Source organism: Deltaproteobacteria bacterium HGW-Deltaproteobacteria-18 (assembly GCA_002841885.1).
Lineage (GTDB): Bacteria > Desulfobacterota > Desulfovibrionia > Desulfovibrionales > Desulfomicrobiaceae > Desulfomicrobium.
In genome coordinates this window covers 77,165-95,044 of the sequence record PHBE01000004.1, presented here as the reverse complement: position 1 = coordinate 95,044, position 17,880 = coordinate 77,165, and the positions used below count along the sequence as shown (strand labels likewise).

Genomic DNA, 17,880 nt, shown 5'->3' with positions numbered 1-17,880 from the left:
CTTCAGACGAAGCATTGTGGTCGAGAGGGTGGACGGTCATGGCGCGGGAGAGCGTCTCCTGCGGATCACGTAACCAATGGAGGTGACGGCATGGTAAACGATATCATTCGGGAAAAGGACGTGTCCAAGGATATCCCGGTCACGCCCGCCATGAACGGTGAGAATGTTTCGCCAGACCCGGCACCTCGTGAGGCACAGGTATCGACTCCGGACACGCTGACTCATTGCCTGTTGCACATCGCGCGTCATCATGGCCGTCCCATTTCCAGGGAAGCCCTGCTGGCGGGTATCCCACTGGCAAACGAGGGACGGCTGACGCCCCTTCTCGTGCCCCAGGCTGCCGAACGGGCCGGACTGAACGTCCGGGCCGTTCGGCAAACCCTGGAGCATATCAAGGCTGAGGTTTTGCCGGCCATTCTGCTGCTCAAGGACGAGAGCGCGTGCGTCCTGGTTTCCCGTGAGAGTGACGGAAAGATGGGCGTGGTTTTTCCGGATGTCTGCGATGGCGTCAGGGAATACGCACCCGGGGACCTGCAGGAGCTCTACGGCGGATTTGTGATCTATGCCCTGCCGTCCACGCGCTCCGGGGTCGAAACGCGTCCAGGGGATTCGGCCCCTTCCGGGGGACACTGGTTCTGGGGTGCCTTTCGGGAACAGTGGTGGTCATATGCCCAGGTCATGATCGCGGCCTTCATGCTCAACTGCTTCGCTCTGGCCAGCCCCCTCTTCGTCATGAACGTCTACGACCGGGTTGTGCCCAACAACGCCATGGAGAGCCTCTGGGTCCTGAGCATCGGCGTGGCTCTTGTCTTTTGCTTCGATTTCCTCATCAAGACCCTGCGAGGCCTGTTCATCGACCGCAGCGGCAAGAAGGTGGACATCCTCCTCGAAAACCGCCTTTTTGTCCGCATGCTCGGGATGCGGCTCAGGGATCGGCCGGCGTCAAGTGGCTACTTCGCCAACATCATCCGTGAAATGGAAATGGTGCGGGATTTCTTCACCTCCGCGACCCTGACCAGTTTCATCGACCTGCCGTTCATATTCATCTTCATCGCCTTGTTCTGGTACATCGGCGGCCCCATCGCCTTTGTCTTCATGGCCGTCCTGCCGCTGGTAGTGGCCATGGGCTTCCTGATCCACTTTCCGCTCAGGAAGTCCGTATGCCGTTCGCTGGAGAGCGCCCACGAAAAGCACGCCATTCTCGTCGAGGCCCTGAGCAACATCGAGACGGTCAAGGCCGTCGGCTGCGAGTCCGCCTTGCGCAAAAAATGGGGGGAAAGCGCTCATTTGGGTGCAGGATACGCCGTGCGCTCGCGCTCCCTGTCTCACCTGACCATGAACATCACCGGCCTCTTGCAACAGTTCGCCTACGTGGTCATCATCATCGTAGGTGTTTACCTCATCCGCGAGGGAGAGATGACCACCGGCGGCCTCATCGCCTGTTCGATCCTGAGCGGCAGGGTCATGACCCCTTTCGCGCAGATCGCCCAGCTCATCACCAGGTTGCAACACGCGGTGACCTCCTACAAGCGCCTCGACGAGGTCATGCGCATGCCCGAGGAGCGGCCCATGGGGAAGCGCTTCGTGCAGCGCAATCTGCACGGGGGCGAGATCGAATTCCGTGATGTGGAGTTCAGTTACCCGAATGCCTCTACGCCGGTCCTGAGCGCATTCAACCTGAAAATCGCCGAAAACGAGAAGGTCGGCATCCTCGGGCGGACAGGGTCGGGCAAGTCCACTCTCGGCAAGCTCATCCTGAATCTCTACACGCCCGATCGGGGAGCGGTTCTCATCGACGGCACGGACATGCAGCAGCTCGACCCTGTGGACATTCGCCGGGCCATCGGCTTTGTCCCCCAGGATGTGACCCTCTTCCAGGGATCCATTCGGGACAACATCTGCATGGGCTATCCCCAGGCAACGGACCAGCAGATACTGAACGCCGCGTTCGTCTCCGGCACCCATGATTTTGTCCGGCTGCATCCCCAAGGCTATGACCTGCCCGTGGGCGAACGGGGCTGCAACCTTTCGGGGGGGCAAAAACAATCCGTGTCCATCGCCAGGGCGTTGTTGCACAATCCCAAGATTCTTGTCCTCGACGAGCCCACCAGTTCCCTGGACAACCGCGCCGAAGAGCTGTTCATGAAGCGCCTGAAGCTGGTCCTCAAGGACAAGACCCTGATCCTCATCACGCACAAGTCGTCGCTGCTGGCCCTGGTGGACCGTTTGGTGGTCATTGATGAGGGCCGAATTGTCGAGAACGGTTCGCGGGACGTGGTGCTCGAAAAGTTGATGCAGGGCGCGATCAAACGCGCTGGGAGGGAACAATGACAGCAACTACGATCATGGCGGTAACGAATTTTCATGGCGAGCTTGATGAGCTGACTTCTTCCAACAGGCGTGTGTCCAGCATGCTGCTCGCGTCCGTCTTCCTGTTCTTTGTTGCCGGTGTGACCTGGACTGCCCTGGCTGAACTGGACGAAACTGTCAGGGGGTCCGGCAAGGTCATCCCCTCCTCGGAGATCAAGCGCATCCAGAATTTCGAAGGCGGTATCGTGTCCGAGATTCTGGTCAAGGCCGGTCAGGAAGTCAAAAAGGGTGACACCCTTATCCGGCTCCAGGAAGTACAGTTTTCCTCTCGCCTGCGGGAGCATCAGTCGATGCACCTCGACTTGCTGGCCACCATCGCCAGACTGGAGGCGCACCTTGAAGGACGGAAGGATATTCGCCTGCCACCGGAGTTGCTGGCCCAAAGGCCCGAACTGGCCGAAAACCAGATGCAGCTGATGCTCTCAAGGCAACTCGTGGACCGTTCGGCCCTGGACGTCCTGATCCAGGAGCGTGAGCAGATCAGTCAGGAGCTCAAGGAGGCACGGAGCCGGCTGGAATACCAGGGGCGCAACCTGACACTGCTCAAAAAGGAGCTGGCCATGATCGAGCCTATGGTCGCCCGCGGTGCCGCATCGGAGATGGAGGAACTCAAACTCAGGCGGCAGATCAATGAGGTGAACGGGAACATTCAGGAAACCCGCATCCAGATTCCGAAGATCCAGTCCTCTCTCCAGGCGGCCGAGAACAGGATCGAGGAGGAGACTTCCCGGCAGCGCAACGAACTGCTCAAGGAACTCAATGAAGCCCGGACACAGCTGGAGAGCATGAAGGAGAAGCTGCCGGCCCTGGCGGACCAGGTCGACCGGACCGTTGTACGTTCGCCCGTGGACGGCATCGTCAAGCAGGTTTTCGTCAACACCATCGGGGAGACCATTTCGTCCGGCAAGGACATGGTCGAGATAGTTCCCCTGGAGGACTCCCTGCTGGTTGAAGCCCAGGTTCTGCCGAAGGATATAGCATTCATCCATCCCGGTCAGAACGCCAGCGTCAGGCTCACGGCATACGATTCATCCATCTACGGCAGTCTGGATGGCGTGGTCGAGCACATCAGTGCCGACGCCATCACCGACGAGCAGCAGAAATACAGCTACTACCTAGTCAAGATCCGAACCCAGGAGACTTCTCTTAAGGATCGTGCCGGAAAGGAACTGCCGATCATTCCCGGTATGGTTGCCGAGATCAGCATTTTGACCGGGAAGAAGACAGTTTTGGAATACATCCTCAAACCTATAATCAAGACCAAGCAGAACGCCTTGCGAGAGCGTTAGAAGAAAACTACAGCAAAGAGAGCGGGAAATGTCCAAGAAGCGAGTATTGCTGATCGAAGGCGACAACCTGCTGCGCATGGGTTTGAAATCCATGATCAGCATGCGCGGAAGTCATGTGGTCGAGGATGACGTCTCCACCGGATGGGAGGCCATACAGCGTCTCAGTCAAAAGCATGTCGACATTGTTCTGCTGGACATACGTCTGCCTGACATGCCGGGAACGGAGGTGCTCAGACGGATCAAGGGTATGGATCCCAAGGCCTTGGTAGTCATCCTTCTGGCCAGTGACGACAGCGAGCTCATTTTTGAGACCTTGGAATGTGGCGCCAATGGGTATGTCCTCAAAGGGGCGGATCCTGAAGAACTGTTTCTGGCCATGGATTATGCGCTTACCCAGGGTCTGTTCATCAGCCCCCAGCTGGCGAAGCGCATTGCAGGGGATTATCTGGTCGTAAACAGAAAATGCAAGAAATTGCCTTCAATGCACTACCTGACCGCGCGGGAGAAGCAGATTGTCCGCCTCATCACGGAAGGGAAGAAGAGCAGCGAAATTTCCGAGATTCTCGACATCAGCATCAAGACTGTCAACAAGCATCGCTCGAACATCATCAGCAAGCTTGGAATCAAGAATTGCAACGTCTTGATTCGTGATGGAATATGTGTCTGTGATGATTGATTTTTCACATGTATTTTGGGGCAATTTGCCTGCAGGATTGCCCCAAAATACATTGTGAGATGCCGCATGGCGGCGTGGTTGTAAAATGAAGAGTGCTCCCGCTCAGATGGACGAAAAGCATCTTTTTCTTCTACGAGTTGAAGACGGCCTACAGCGGCGCGAACCAAATAAATGGTGAATGGTTTCAAGTGATGACGATCACAAGGGGGGATCATGACTGCAATGCCGCCTAACTATCTGCCTGGCATTGACATTGCCGAGGGAATGGAGCGTTTTTCCGGAAACTGGGAGACGTATTTCCGGATCATGAAATACTTCGTGAAAAGCCATGAAAGCATCATGGCAGACCTGAATGGTGTCCTGTCCCAAGGCAGCATCGATTTCAACGAACTTGCCGAGGTTGCCCACAAGATCAAGGGGGCGGCCGCTAATCTCTCGGCCGTCGAGATCAGGCATTGCGCCATGAAACTGGAGCAGTCCTCCAAGGCTCAGGACATTGTCGCCGTAAGGACGGACATACCCAACATCCTGAATTCCTATTATGAGCTTCGCGACGTCATCGAGAACATGTAACCCCGAGCAGGTGAGAGCCATGTTTGCCGAATCCATGAACGTGACGGCGTCCCATGCCGAAAGGGTCGAGGTGTTCCGGGCCGGTACCGATTTCAGCCCGACGCAGACCGATGCCTTCCGCTTCGAGTCCCTGCTGAGCGAGGAGGGCCGGAAGACGATCCTCATCGTCGATGACGTGGGAACCAACATCGACGTCCTGGCGTACTGCCTCGGCGAGGATTACCGCATCGCGGCCGCCCAGGACAGCCATGTGGCCCTGGACAGCCTGCAGGAGGTGAAACCGAATCTCATCCTTCTTGACCTCTTCATGCCCGAAATCGACGGGTTCGAATTCTGCAAAACGGTCAAGTCCGATGCCGACAATCAGGACATTCCCATCGTCTTCATCACTTCGGCTTCGGATGCCGCCACATTGAGCAAGGCCTTCGGCCTCGGGGCAGTGGACTACATCACCAAGCCCATCTCCCCGCTGGAAGTGCAGGCCCGCGTCAGGACGCACCTCATGCTCAAGGCTGCCGAGGAGGCCCTCCGGCAGCAGAACCAGATTCTGGAGAAGAAGGTGCAGCGGCGCACCGCCAAGATTCAGGAGAAGCAGCGCGAGATCCAGGAAGTGCAGCATGAGGCCATCCTGCGCCTCTGCCTGGCCGCAGAACTGCGTGACAAGGAGACGGGTCTGCACATCCGCCGCATCCAGGAGTACTCGGCCCTGCTGGGCCGCAAGTGCGGCCTGGACGAAGAGCATTGCGGTCTGCTCTTTCTGGCCAGTGCCATGCACGATCTCGGCAAGATCGGCATCTCCGACAGCATCCTCCTCAAACCCGGCAAGCTCACCCCCGAAGAGTGGGAAATCATGAAGACCCACACCCGGATTGGGGCCCAGGGGCTGGCCAACAGCCGTTTCAGACTCATCCAGCTGGCCGAGACCATCGCCCACTATCATCACGAGCGCTGGGACGGCAGCGGCTACCCGTGCGGTCTGAAAGGAGAGGATATCCCAATCGAGGCCCGCATCGTCAGCGTCGTGGACAGCTTCGACGCCATGCTCTCGGTCCGTCCCTACAAAAGGGCCATGCCCCTCGAAGAAGTGCTGGACATCATCCGCGAAGGACGCGGGACGCACTTCGATCCGGGAATCGTGGACGTCTTTATGGCGCATATCGCCGAGTTCAAAGAGGTGGCCGCGGCTTTCAGGGATTAGGCCGGGGTGGTGCAAGGCAGAGGGGAGAAGTGTGGATCCCCGCCTTCGCGGGAATGCCTTGAGGTGATGCGATCGCAAACTGGTCGCGCAAACGCCTGGAAGACTGGTATCTGCTTTTGGACTGCATGTTTGCGTGCCTTATCATCCCCGCCTTCGCGGGAATGACCATGAGGTGATTCCGGTCGCCAACTGGTCACGCGAACGTCCGGAAGACCGGCCTCCACTTTTGGACTGCATGGCTCCGCGCCTTATCACCCCCGCCTTCGCGGGAATGACCATGAGGTGATTCCGGTCGCCAACTGGTCACGCAAACGTCCGGAAGACCGGCCTCCGCTTTTGGACTGCATTGTTCCGTGTCTTGTCATCCCCGCGAAGGCGGGCCATGCTAGGCTATGCGTGGGATCCATCTTCCGGGACGATCCATCGTCTGAAAACATGGTGTGAAAAGAGCCCGAATTCCCGCCAGGCCATCCAGATTCAAATTCGCGGCGACGGCAACGCTGTCTGTCGTACCTTCAAAGCGCGTCATTCCAGGCGGGCCATTTCGAACAAGCCATTCCATACAAGCCGTTCTCTCGGCGTCACGCCCCGGCCATGCACGATCGCTCATGGCCGGGGCGGTTTGTTTGTGGTTGGTCAGGGGTGCTCCAGGTTGGTCTGGAGCTGGTGCTCGACGTACAGGTCCGCCCACGCGCCCACGAGGTCCAGGCCCTTGTAATGGTCGTAGGTCACGCCGCCCACCTCCGTACTTTCCGTGTAGGTCCACTGTGAGGCGTCCGTCGCGTGCACCGTGTCGCCCGCATCGCCCCGGATGTAGAGGATGTTGTCCGAATCCGTGCAGTCGATGACGCTCGATGCGTCCAGGGTCAGGGTGTTGTCTAGGTGGTCGCTTCCGGTGATGTCGATGGCCTCCATGTTCAGGATCCGGTCGGCATGGTTGCGCTCCGGCCACATGTCCGGGTCGGGCTGCCGGACGTCGTAGTCCGGGGCGAAGGAGGTCAGGTCGAATTCCGCGCCGCTTTGCACGGCCTGGTTCGCGCCGATCTTCAGGATGTCGAAGCCGTTGCCGCCGTCGATGTGCGCGAAATCGGAGGCGTCGATGCGTCCGTCGTGATAGTGCAGGACGGGGTCCATGGTCATGGTGTCGTCGCCGTCGCCGGACAGGACCGTGTGGAACAACTCGTCCACATGCAGGCTGTCGTTGCTCGGCGACTCCAGTCTGAGGCCGTTGTACCCTCTGGCGAGGCGGTAATCGACGCCGCCGATGACGTGGATGTCCATGTCCCTGTCCACGTACAGCTCGGCCAGGCCGTTGGAGGAGACGAGGTGGTGGTGTTCGGTGTCGGAGTCCACGTAGCGCCAGTTGGCCTGGTCGCGGATCTCCAGGGTGTCGTTGGCGTCGCCGGTGATGTGCAGGGTCTTGCCGTATTCCTGGCTGGTGACGAGCCAGACGTTGTCCAGGTTGAGGCTCAGGGTGTTGGCGTCGTCGGCGTCGCCGCGGATGTCGATTTCCTCGATGTTGATGAGGTGGTACTTGAACGAGGCGTAGTTGCCGATGGTTTCGCCCGCCATCATGGGATAGTTCGCGGGATAGGTCAGTTCCCAGTGGTCGAAGTACTTGTTTGTGGTCTGGCCGAAGATTCCTATGGAGTATGTGGAAGGCTCCCTGCCGATCCAGTGTTCGGCGTAATTGAGATAGAGTGTGTTTTCACCGGCGGTCCCGGCCTGAGCTCCGAGCGAGAGCGCGTCGTACCCGTCGCCGCCGTCGATCTTGCCCTCGGTCACGGTGTAGAAGCCGTATTCGCCCGGCGACACGAAGTTCGTGGCAACGGTGGGAATGACGAAGCCGGTCAGGGCGTAGCTGTCGAGGAATCCGTTATGGTGTTCGGTGTCGATGATCAGACTGTCGTTGCCGTCCCCGCCGAAGAGGTTGTCGTTGCCCTCGCCGTAGATGAGGGTGTCGTCGCCGCCGAAGCCGACGAGCACGTTGTTCTTGGCGCCGCCCCCGGGCGCGTCCTCGCCGCGCAGCACGTCGTCCACGCCGTCCGTGCCGAAGAGGAAACGGTCGTCCCAGCCGGCCTGGAGGTAGTCGGGGTGCGTCGCGCTTTCGAATTTGTAGATATTGATGAACGTCTTGTCATGGAGCCAGTAGGATTCGTTCATATAGCCCATGATGACGCTTTGGGCCTCGAAGAAGTCGATGCCGTTTTCGACGTTGTGGGTCACGACCTGCATGCTCTGGTCGCCGAACTGCTGGCGCAGGTGCGGGCTGAAGTGCGGGTCCGTGTTGCCCTGGTCGGCCATGTCCCAGCGGAACATGAACACGTCGAACATGGCGCCGTGCCGATCGCCCGCGGGGAAGGCCACGTCCGGGTTGTCGTTGCTGGGCAGGTGGTTGAACTCGGTGCTGAAGCCTTCGATTTCAATGGTGTTGGCGGAGTCTGCGTACCAGTTCACGCTGTTGATGACGGCGTCGGGGTCCGCGGGGTCGGCGTTGTTGAAGAGGATGGGGTTGTTCGCAAAGGTCAGGAACCGCGCGTCGTCCGAGGGTGAGGGGAAGCCTATGCCCGAGGGCCCGTCCGTGTTGGGGCCGTTCTGGTACCAGAAGACGCCGGGCATGTTCGGGTCCGTGTCGGCGATGTCGTAGGTGGCGAGCTGCGGCGGGGCGGCGATGTCGAAATGCAGGGTGCTCGCGCCGAAGGCGGTGTCGTTGTTGGAGAGTTCGACGGTGCGGGTGTGGACCGTGATGTCGAAGGAGCCCTCGTTACCGCAGCGCAGCCAGATGCTGTCGATGCCCGCGGCCTGCTCCGGGGTGAGGCTCAGGGTATCGCCGTCGCCCGAGGACCAGATGACCGTGTCGCCGTCCAGAAGCTGCGCCCCCGCAGGGACGCCGTCCAGACCGGACAGGGAGAGGATGGTGTACGCCTCGCTGCCGTCCTGCTCCGGGAACTGCGCGCTGAAGTCCAGGTCCAGCCGGTACAGGCCTCCGGTGTAGCCGGTGACGGCGTGCTCGGCGTTCAACGGGTCGGCCACGGCGTTCACGGTCACGTCGATGCGGCCGACGTCCGTGGTCTGGCCGTCGCTGATCGTGTAGGCGATGGAGGCCTGGCCCTCGAAGCTGTCGGGCGGGAGGAATTCCCAGGTTCTGGCCTCGCCTGACACCGGAACCTCTTCGCTCAGCGTGCCCGGGGTCTGCAGCGACATGGCGATGGCGGTGACAGTGTCCCCGTCCACGTCGCTGCAATGGGCGCGGATCAGATCCTGCGTGATCTCTGCGGTCGTGTCCTCGTCGATGATGATGGAGATGTCGCCGGCCCGGGGCGCGTCGTTGACGGGGAGGATGTCCACTGTCGCTTGCGCCGAGGCGGTGGCGCCATGGCCGTCGTCCACGGTGAAGGTCAGGGGCACGTCGTCGCCGTTGAGATCTTCGGCCGGGGTGAAGGTCCAGGTGCCGTCGCCGTTGTCCGTGACGGCGCCAACGGCGGGGTCCACGCTCACCGAGGCGACGTGGAGCCGGTCGCCTTCCACGTCTCCGGCCTTCAGCAGGAGCTGCTCCGCAGTGACGGTCAGGGACGAGTCCTCGTTCATGGTTCCGAGGCGGACGTCTCCGGCCTCCGGCGCGTCGTTTACGGGGCGGACATCGAGCAGGGCCGTGCCCGCGGCTTCGCCGCCCCTGCCGTCGGAAACCATGAAGCGGATGCGCACGTCGTCGCCGTTGAAATTCTCGGCCGGGGTGAAGGTCCAGGTGCCGTCGCCGTTGTCCGTGACGGTCCCGTACGTCTCGTCCACGGACACGGCCGCGACGTGGAGCCTGTCCCCGTCCGGGTCGCGGCTGCCGAACAGGAGCCGGGACTGGGTGATGAGAAAGGACGTGTCCTCGAGAGTGTGGCCGAGGTTGGCGGGAGTGACGATGGGGGGCCGGTTGCCGCCTGCGGGCAGGACCTCCAGGGCGGCGACCGCCGACGAGGCGGCTGCACCGTCGCTGACCTCGAAGGAGATTTCCACGCTGCCGTCGAACCCCCGGGCCGGGTTGAAGAGCCAGAAATTGTTGCCGAGGCTCCTGACGGTCCCGCATTCCGGGTCCGTCTGCACATTGGCGACGCTCAGGGTGTCGCCGTCGGCGTCGTGGCTTGCCGCGAGCAGGTCGAAGGTGGTGAAAATCCGCGCTCCGCCGGCCACGCACTGGCCGAGGTCGACGTCGCCAGCCTCCGGCGCGGTGTTCATGTCCGGCACGTCCACCAGGGCCGCGCGCGATACGGCATGGCCGTCCGCGTCGACGACGTCGAAAGACACGGGCACGGCCTGGCCGCGGACGCCCGGGGACGGTGTGAAGGTCCAGGAGTCGGCGTTGGCGGTGACGGTGCCGTACGTCCCGGGGACCGAGACGGACGCGTCGATGAGGCTGAAGCCTGCGCCCCCGGCTGACGCCAGCAGGTCGTCGGCGGTGAAGGTGACAGGGCTCTCGATGGGAAGCGCATCGGAGGGATCGGGCGTCACGTGCCTGTCGTCCGATGCCGGGGAGGCTGATCGGCGCGACGTGGGCAGATAGCCCGGGGAGACGGACTCAAGGTGTTCATCGATGAAAGCGTTGGCGGTTCTTTGAGGCTGCAAGGTCATGTGGTCTCCGTGGTGGCCTGGTATGACGATATCGTTCGCCCGGCGATGGCCGGGCGTTATCCTTCATGGTCGGCTGTGCATGGGGTGTTGCGACCCTGCGGCCGGGGCGGTGAAATCGGGACCGCCCCGGCCGCGGGATCGCGGCGGCTGTTTTACGGATGAAGCAGGTTGGTCTGCATGTGCTGCTGGACATAGAGGTCCGCAGCCGTGCCGAAGGCGTCGAGTCCGGTGTAGTGGTCGTAGGTCACGCCGCCCAGGTCCGAGGTGCCGGCGTGGCTCCAGGATGCGGCGTCGCTGACGTGCACGGTGTCGTTCCCGTCGCCCTGGACGTACAGGGCGTTGCCGGAGTCGGTGACGTCGATGACGCTGGCCGCGTCCAGGGTCAGGGTGTTGTCGGTGTTGCCGGTGATGTCGATGGCCTCGATGTTTTCGACCTGGTGCGCGTTCAGGGCGGTCAGGTCCATTTCCGTGCCCGTGTGCAGGGCCTGGTCCACGCCGAACTTCAGCACGTCGAAGCCGTCTCCGCCGTCGATGTGCGTGAAGTCGCCGGACGTGATGTGCCCGTCGGAGTGCAGCAGCGGGTCGATGGTGATGGTGTCGTTGCCGCCGCCTGACAGGACCGTGTGGAAGAAATCGTCCACGTGGAGGCTGTCGTCGCTCGGCGTCGGGCTGCCGGTGGAGTCGACGCCGCCCACGACGTGGATGTCCACGTCCCTGTCTATGTACAGCTCGACCAGGCCGGTGGCCGAGACGAGGTGGTGATGGTCGGCGTCGGAGCTCTCGTGGCTCCAGTTGGCCTGGTCGGCGATCTCCAGGGTGTCTCCGGCTTCGCCGGTGACGTGGGTGATGGTCAGGCCGTCGTGGTCCGGGGTCGTGAGCGAGTCCTGGGTGACGGTCAGGGGCGCCGCGGTGTCCAGGGCCAGGGTCTGGACCAGCGGGACGTTCGCGGAGTGCGTGTCCACGTCGATCACGGCCGTGGCCGCGACCTCCAGGTCGCCGTCGCTGACGCGGAAGCTGATGGGCACGTCCTGGTGGGCGAAGCCCTCGGGCGCGAGGTACATCCAGCTCCCCTCGCCCATGTCGAGAATCTGTCCGAAGTCGGGGTGCACGCTGACGGAGCCGGCAACGATGGAGAGCGCGTCCCCGTCGGCGTCGGAGCTGTTGGCCAGCAGTTCCGCCGCGGTGAAGTACACCGCTCCGTCCGGGCTTTGTCCGAAGTCCACGTCGCCGGCCCGGGGCGGGTCGTTGACGGGGAGCACCGTCAGGCTGGCCTCCGCCGGCAGCTGCTCGTCCGTGTAGGCCACGGTGAAGGATATTTTCACGTCGCCGCTGAAGTTTTCGGCGGGGGTGAAGGTCCAGACGTCGCCGTCGTGCGTGAGTGTTCCCTGGGCCGGGTCCACGCTGACCGAGGCGATGGACGGCGGGTCGCCCTCGTCTTCGCTGTTGGCCAGAAGCTGGGCCTCGGTGAAGGTCAGGGAGTTGTCCTCGGAGATCTGCCCCAGGTCCACGTTGCCGACATCGGTTACGGGAACGACGTTGAGCATGAACATGATCTTATCATAAGCTACTATCCCGCTTGTGCCAGTATACCGAAAACCATCTTCCACGATGCAGAGTATGGGCACTTCGCCGTGGAAGTTCTCGGCCGGAGTGAAGGTCACGTAGGCGAGCGAATTCGTAGCGTAGTTCCATACTCCGTTGCTGAAACTGCCGTATTTCGGGTCTATGTATAAGTCTGTGACCCGCAAGATGTCGCCCTCCGGGTCGGTGCAGTTGGCCAGGATGTCCGCCGGGGTGAGGATGATGGACCCGTCCTCCTGGACGGTGCCGGTCACGTCCTGGTGCACGGGCCGCAGGTTGGTCGTGTTCTCGATTCTGATCAAAACAGTGGTAGAGTCCTCGAACGTGGCACCGGCGGCGTCTTCCGCGGTGATGGTTACGTGCACGTCGGTGATGGAGGGGAGGCTCGCCGACGGGGTGTAGGTCCATGTGCCGTCGCCGTTGTTCGTGATGGTCCCGTCGTCCGGGTTCACGCTGAGATTTATGTTCAGGTCTTCTAAGTCGGGGTCGCTGGCGAATACCTTCACAAGGTCTTCCGTAAAGGTGAAGGGCGTTTCCGTGCGGGTCGCGCCTAAGTGTCTGATGAGCCCAGGAAAAAAACGAGTTCCCCACGCCGCTATGGGGGTGAGCTGGGGAGCGTCGTTGACAGGGAGCACGTCGAGGATGGCCGAGCCCGTGCCGGTTTCGCCGTGGCCGTCGGCAACGGTGTAGTCGATATGCACTTTGCCGTTGAAGTTTTCGGCCGGGGTGAAGGTCCAGGTGTCCGTGGCTGCGTCGTGGGTGAGGCTGCCCTGGGCCTGGGACACGTCGGCGGAGGCGATGGACAGGGTGTCGCCGTCGGCGTTTTGGATCACGGAGAGCAGCTCTGCGGAGGTGAAGGTCACGGGCGAGTCCTCGAGGATCTGGCCGAGGTGCGCGACGTCGTTGGCCACGGGCGGGTCGTTGACGGCCCGGACGTCCACCATGGCCTGGGCCGTGGCGGCGGCGCCGTGCGTGTCGGTGACGGTGAAGGTGATGGCCGCCGTGCCGTTGAAGTCCTGGGCCGGGGTGAAGGTCCAGGTGCCGTCGGGATTTGCGGTCAGGCTGCCCTGTTCGGGAAGCACGCTCAGGCCGGTCAGGTCGAAGGGGTCGCCTTCAGGGTCGGACAAGTTCGAGAGCAGCATGTGCCTGGAGAAGGTCACGGACGTGTCCTCGTTGATGATGCCGAGGCTCACGTCCCCGGGCGCGGGCGGGTCGTTGACCGGGAGCACGTCGAGGTCGGCCGTGGTCGAGACGGAGCCGCCGTTGCCGTCGGTGACGGTGAAGGCGATGGAGACCTCGCCGTTGTAGTCCGGTGCCGGTTTGAAGATCCACCCGGGGCCGTTGGGGTTGTCATCGACACTTCCCTGGGCCGGGTCGACGACGTACAAGCTGCCGGCTTCGACGCTCAGGACGTCGCCGTCCACGTCGGAGGCATTGGCCAGCAACTCGGCCGCCGTGATGGACAGGGATGTGTCCTCGTTCATCTGGCCGAGGCTGACGCTGCCGGCCTCGGGCGCGTCGTTGACGGCCAGGACGTCCACGGTGCCCACGCCCGTGCTGACGCCTCCCCGGCCGTCGGACACGGTAAAGGTCAGGGGGATGTCCGTGCCGTGGTAGTTCGGAGTCGGTGTGAAGGTCCAGTTGCCGCCGCCGATGTCCTCGACCAGACCGTACGCCTGGTTAACGTTCACCGAGATGACGGTGAGGGGGTCGCCGTCCGGGTCGTAGGCGTTGAGGAGCAGTGCTGAGGCATTGAAGGTGAAGGCCGTGTCCTCGCTGGTCTCGCCGATATAGGCGGGGGCCAGGATGACGGGCGGCCGGTTGCCGGAGGGGTCGTCGACCACATCGACGAAGGCCTCGGCCCCGGCCGTCAGTTCGCCGTCGCTGACCGTGAAGCGGATGGCCACGTCGTCGCCGGTGAAACCGTCCGTCGGCGCGAAGGTCCAGGTGCCGTTGCCGTTGTCGGAGATGACGCCGTGGGACGGGTCCACGCTGACGGCGGTGATGGACAGCGGGTCCCCGTCCGGGTCGTGGCTGAAGGCCAGAAGCTCATGGGCGAAGATGACGCGTTCGGTTCCGGCCTGGCACTGGCCCAGGTCCACGTCGCCGGCCACGGGCGCGTCGTTTACGCCCAAAACATCCACGATGGCCGTGGCCGAGACCGTGCCGTCGTTGTCCTGCACCATGAAGGTCAGGGCCACGTCGTTGCCGTGGAAGTTTTCGGCCGGAGTGAAGGTCCAGGTGCCGTCGCCGTTGTCCGTGACGGTCCCGTAGAAGGGGTTCACGCTGACCGAGGCGATGGACATGGGGTCCCCGTCGGGGTCGTAGCTGTTAGCCAGAAGCTGGGCCTCGGTGAAGGTGATGGACGTGTCCTCGTTGATCTGACCGAGGTACACGCTGTCTGCCACGGGCAGGTCGGGCTGTTCGATGACGTCCACGGAGGCCACGGCCGTGGCCTCGCCGCCCTTGCCGTCGGTCACGGTGAAGGTCAGGGCCACGTCGTCGCCGTGGAAGTTTTCGGTGGGGGTGAAGGTCCAGCTGCCGTCGCCGTTGTCCGTGACGGTTCCGTAGTAGGGGTTCACGGTCAGGGAGGCGATGGCGCGCGGGTCGCCGTCGGGGTCGTGGGTGCCCGCCAGGAGCTGGGCCGCGGTGATCCGGATGGAGGAGTCCTCGTCCATCTGGCCGAGGTCCACGTCGTCGGCCACGGGCGGCCGGTTGCCCGAGGGGTTGTCGGTCACGTCGATGAACGCCCTGGCCGAGGCCGACGCCTGGCCGTCGCTGGCGGTGAAGGAAATCTCGACGTCCTCGTCCGTGAACCCGGCGGCCGGGGTGAAGGTCCAGACGTCCGTGGCCGCGTCGTAGGCGATGGCGCCCTGGGCCGGGTCCACGCTGACGTCGGTGATGGCCAGGGTGTCGCCGTCAACGTCGTAGGAGTTGGAGAGCAGCTGCCGGCCGCTGAAGGTCACGGCCGTCTCCAGATGGGTGTCGCCGAGGTCCACGTCGCCGACCACGGGGGCGTCGTTGACGGGAACGACGTCGATGGTGGCGACGTTGGAACTCCAGGCGCCCGACGGATCGGCGACGCGAAACGTCAAGGCCACGTCATCGCCGTTGTAGTCCGGGGTCGGGGTGAAGGTCCAGGTGCCGTCGCCGTTGTCCTCGACGGTTCCGTAGTGGGGATTGACGCTGACGTCCGTGACGGTCAGCGGGTCGCCGTCGACGTCATGGCTGTTCGCCAGGAGCTGTTCGGCCGTGATGGTCAGTGAGGTGTCCTCGTTCATCTGCACAAGGTCCACGGACCCGGCCACCGGCGGGTCGTTGACGGGGGTGATGTCCACGTGGATGGTGCCGGAGGTCGAGGCCGTGTCGCCCGTGGACGACTCCTGCGATATGGCCGTCACGGTGATGTCGAAATCCTGGTCCCAGTCCTGGGGCGGGGTGATGGTCAGGCCCGGGAGGTCGGCTTCGGTCAGGGTCCAGGTGCCGTCGCCGTTGTCCGTGCCGGCCGAGAGCACGGAGCCCTCGGGCAGGCCGGAGATGATCACGGTCAGGGTCTCGGAGCCGTCGGTGTCGGTCAGCCCGGCCCGGATGTACAGAGAAATGACGGTGTCCTCGTTGCCCGCGGCGTCGATGTCGAGGGTCAGCAGCGGGCGGCTGGCCGTGGTGTCAAGGTTGGAGGAGGTGTCGCCATCAGTGCTGTAGTCGAAGACGTTGAAGGCCGCGAAATCGTCAAATTCCTGCCGTAGTGCACCCGCCTGCGTGGAGGATGCCCCTTCCAACATGGAGAGGTAGCCGAAATTGAAACGCAAGGCTTCAGGCGCGATGAAATCGACCGGAGGTGTTGACGGCCGGTCGGCGTAGCTCGTGCTGTCGGTACTCGCCTGCTGCATCAGCGGCGGGTCTGGAAGGATGCTCAATTCCGGGCCTGTGGGAGAACTCGCCTCTTCGAAGGAAATACCCAGAGGCTGCTGTCCCTGCAGCGCCAACGGCGGCGCCAAGGCGATCTTTTCCGGCAGGGTCGTGTCGGATTCGACGGAGAATTCCCCGATACCCTCAAGGCGGATGACGGCTCTGGTGTCGCTTTCGTAGTGTATTTCAGTTGTATCGGCTTCCGCGGCGATGAGTATTTCCTCACCGGGATTCAGGACAATGCCGTCGCCGTCCGTGATCACTCTTTCTACCATCTGCCCGGAATTGTTTCTGATGAATATGTTTCCCTGCATGCTTCCTCCCAAAGATGAGTTGGCGCAAAATAATGAGCATTTATATATGAAACCTGCGTGCGCTTGAAATAGGTATTCGTGATAAACTACGTTGCGTGGCTGCTACATACTTTGACCGTCTTTCAAGAGGGATGTACGTATTGTTGTGATTAAATATTGTGCGCGCAGAATTTTCAGCAGCCCGGAAGGTCGAAGGCGACAGGGTGGGTATGCGCGAGGAAGGCGGGGCCGGTGAACGGTCGGGTTTGTCTTCCACGGCAAAGCACAGAAAAATGTCCTCGTGGTGGAAATTCTCCGCGGGCGCGAAGGACCACGTGCCGTCGCCGTTGTCTACTATGTCTCCGTAAGCGGGGTTTACGGTGACTGAGGTGACCAGACGTTCGTTATTGGCCTCGTATGTATTGGAGAGCAGTTGGTCAGCGCTGAAAGTCAGGGTTTGATCCTCTTCGATGGGGGCAGGGGCCACGTCATAGGTTTCAGGCGGACACGGCGCGGCGATTACGTCCACCAGGGCCACGGCCGTGTCCGTGTCGCCGTTTCCGTTCTCCACGGCGAAGATCAGTGGTACGTCGAAGTCATGGAAATTTTCCGAAGGGGTGAACGTCCACGTTCCGTCGCCGTTGTCCGTAACAAGACCGTAGTGCGGGTTCACGGTCACGGCCGTGATGGTCAGGGCTTCGCCGTCGGTGTCGGGGGAGCCCGACAGAAGCTGGGCTGCGGAGAAGGTCAGTGTTCCATCCTCTTCCATGCTGCCGAGGTCCACGTTTCCAGTCACGGGCGGGCGGTTGACGCTGGCCGTGACGTCCAGCAGGGCCCGGGCCGAGGCGATGCCGCCGTTGCCGTCACTTACGGTGAAGGAGATCTGGACGTCGTCGCCCGTGAAGCCGGCGACAGGCGAGTAGGTCCATGTGCCGTCACCGTTGTCCGTGACGATGCCGACGGCCGGGTTTACATCCACCAGGCCCGCGATCAGCACGTCTCCCCTGGGGCCCGTGGAGGACGCCAAAAGCTGCTCCCGGGTGAAGGTGAATGGCTGGTCCATGGCGGTTTGGCCGAGATACACGTTACCTGCCACGGCCATTGGCGCATGGGCGACAACCATGGGCTGGAGAAGTTGCTCAGGGTTCTGAACGGTTTCGGCTTTTGCTGTTACGGCCAACTCTTCAATGGGACCGACAGTGTCTTGGTTGCGGGTGTATTCTTCCACGGCGTCCTCCATAATGCGAATAATGCAGATTTATTTTTCTGATATTAGAAAAATGAGGATGTGAAACTAGGCTCGATAAGTAATTATTATGTATTTGGATGGATAGTTTTAGGGGCGATAATTGCAATGAATGCGCATTGGTGCCT

At 62.1% G+C, this 17,880-nt stretch carries 8 protein-coding genes; 5 read left to right on the top strand and 3 right to left on the bottom strand.

The window, feature by feature from the left end; all coding sequences use genetic code 11:
• Positions 1–90: 90 nt before the first annotated feature.
• From CVU60_04795 to CVU60_04775, 5 genes are all read left to right on the top strand, one after another.
• Entirely contained in the window at positions 91–2,331 is a 2,241-nt protein-coding gene (locus CVU60_04795; GenBank protein PKN42682.1) for a type I secretion system permease/ATPase, read from the top strand.
• Between the two features lie 14 nt (positions 2,332–2,345).
• Entirely contained in the window at positions 2,346–3,659 is a 1,314-nt protein-coding gene (locus CVU60_04790; protein PKN42681.1) for an HlyD family type I secretion periplasmic adaptor subunit, read from the top strand.
• A gap of 28 nt (positions 3,660–3,687) precedes the next feature.
• The gene (locus CVU60_04785) at positions 3,688–4,335 is read left to right on the top strand and encodes a DNA-binding response regulator (GenBank protein PKN42680.1); all 648 of its coding nucleotides are present in this window, start codon (positions 3,688–3,690) and stop codon (positions 4,333–4,335) included.
• Positions 4,336–4,548: 213 nt separating this feature from the next.
• Complete coding sequence (locus tag CVU60_04780; GenBank protein PKN42679.1) at positions 4,549–4,908, top strand: hypothetical protein; 360 nt, start codon at positions 4,549–4,551, stop codon at positions 4,906–4,908.
• Positions 4,877–6,106, top strand: a complete 1,230-nt coding sequence (locus CVU60_04775) for a two-component system response regulator (GenBank protein ID PKN42678.1) — start codon at positions 4,877–4,879, stop codon at positions 6,104–6,106. The genes CVU60_04780 and CVU60_04775 overlap by 32 nt, the downstream gene beginning before the upstream one ends.
• A 636-nt stretch (positions 6,107–6,742) precedes the next feature.
• On the opposite strand, the gene CVU60_04770 is transcribed toward CVU60_04775, so the two are convergent.
• From CVU60_04770 to CVU60_04760, 3 genes are all read right to left on the bottom strand, one after another.
• A complete protein-coding gene (locus CVU60_04770; protein PKN42677.1) occupies positions 6,743–10,723 on the bottom strand; it encodes a hypothetical protein in 3,981 nt (1,326 codons plus the stop codon).
• Between the two features lie 152 nt (positions 10,724–10,875).
• The gene (locus CVU60_04765) at positions 10,876–16,527 is read right to left on the bottom strand and encodes a hypothetical protein (GenBank protein PKN42676.1); all 5,652 of its coding nucleotides are present in this window, start codon (positions 16,525–16,527) and stop codon (positions 10,876–10,878) included.
• A 40-nt stretch (positions 16,528–16,567) separates the two neighbouring features.
• Positions 16,568–17,746: a hypothetical protein gene (locus tag CVU60_04760; GenBank protein PKN42675.1), complete on the bottom strand. Its 1,179-nt coding sequence runs from the start codon at positions 17,744–17,746 to the stop codon at positions 16,568–16,570.
• Between the last annotated feature and the right edge of the window lie 134 nt (positions 17,747–17,880).

Coding starts and splice junctions, on each gene's coding strand:
- CVU60_04790 (PKN42681.1), top strand. CDS start 2,346: ATGGCGGTAACGAATTTTCATGGCGAGCTTGATGAGCTGACTTCTTCC.
- CVU60_04780 (PKN42679.1), top strand. CDS start 4,549: ATGACTGCAATGCCGCCTAACTATCTGCCTGGCATTGACATTGCCGAG.
- CVU60_04785 (PKN42680.1), top strand. CDS start 3,688: ATGTCCAAGAAGCGAGTATTGCTGATCGAAGGCGACAACCTGCTGCGC.
- CVU60_04770 (PKN42677.1), bottom strand. CDS start 10,723: ATGACCTTGCAGCCTCAAAGAACCGCCAACGCTTTCATCGATGAACAC.
- CVU60_04795 (PKN42682.1), top strand. CDS start 91: ATGGTAAACGATATCATTCGGGAAAAGGACGTGTCCAAGGATATCCCG.
- CVU60_04775 (PKN42678.1), top strand. CDS start 4,877: ATGAGCTTCGCGACGTCATCGAGAACATGTAACCCCGAGCAGGTGAGA.
- CVU60_04765 (PKN42676.1), bottom strand. CDS start 16,527: ATGCAGGGAAACATATTCATCAGAAACAATTCCGGGCAGATGGTAGAA.
- CVU60_04760 (PKN42675.1), bottom strand. CDS start 17,746: ATGGAGGACGCCGTGGAAGAATACACCCGCAACCAAGACACTGTCGGT.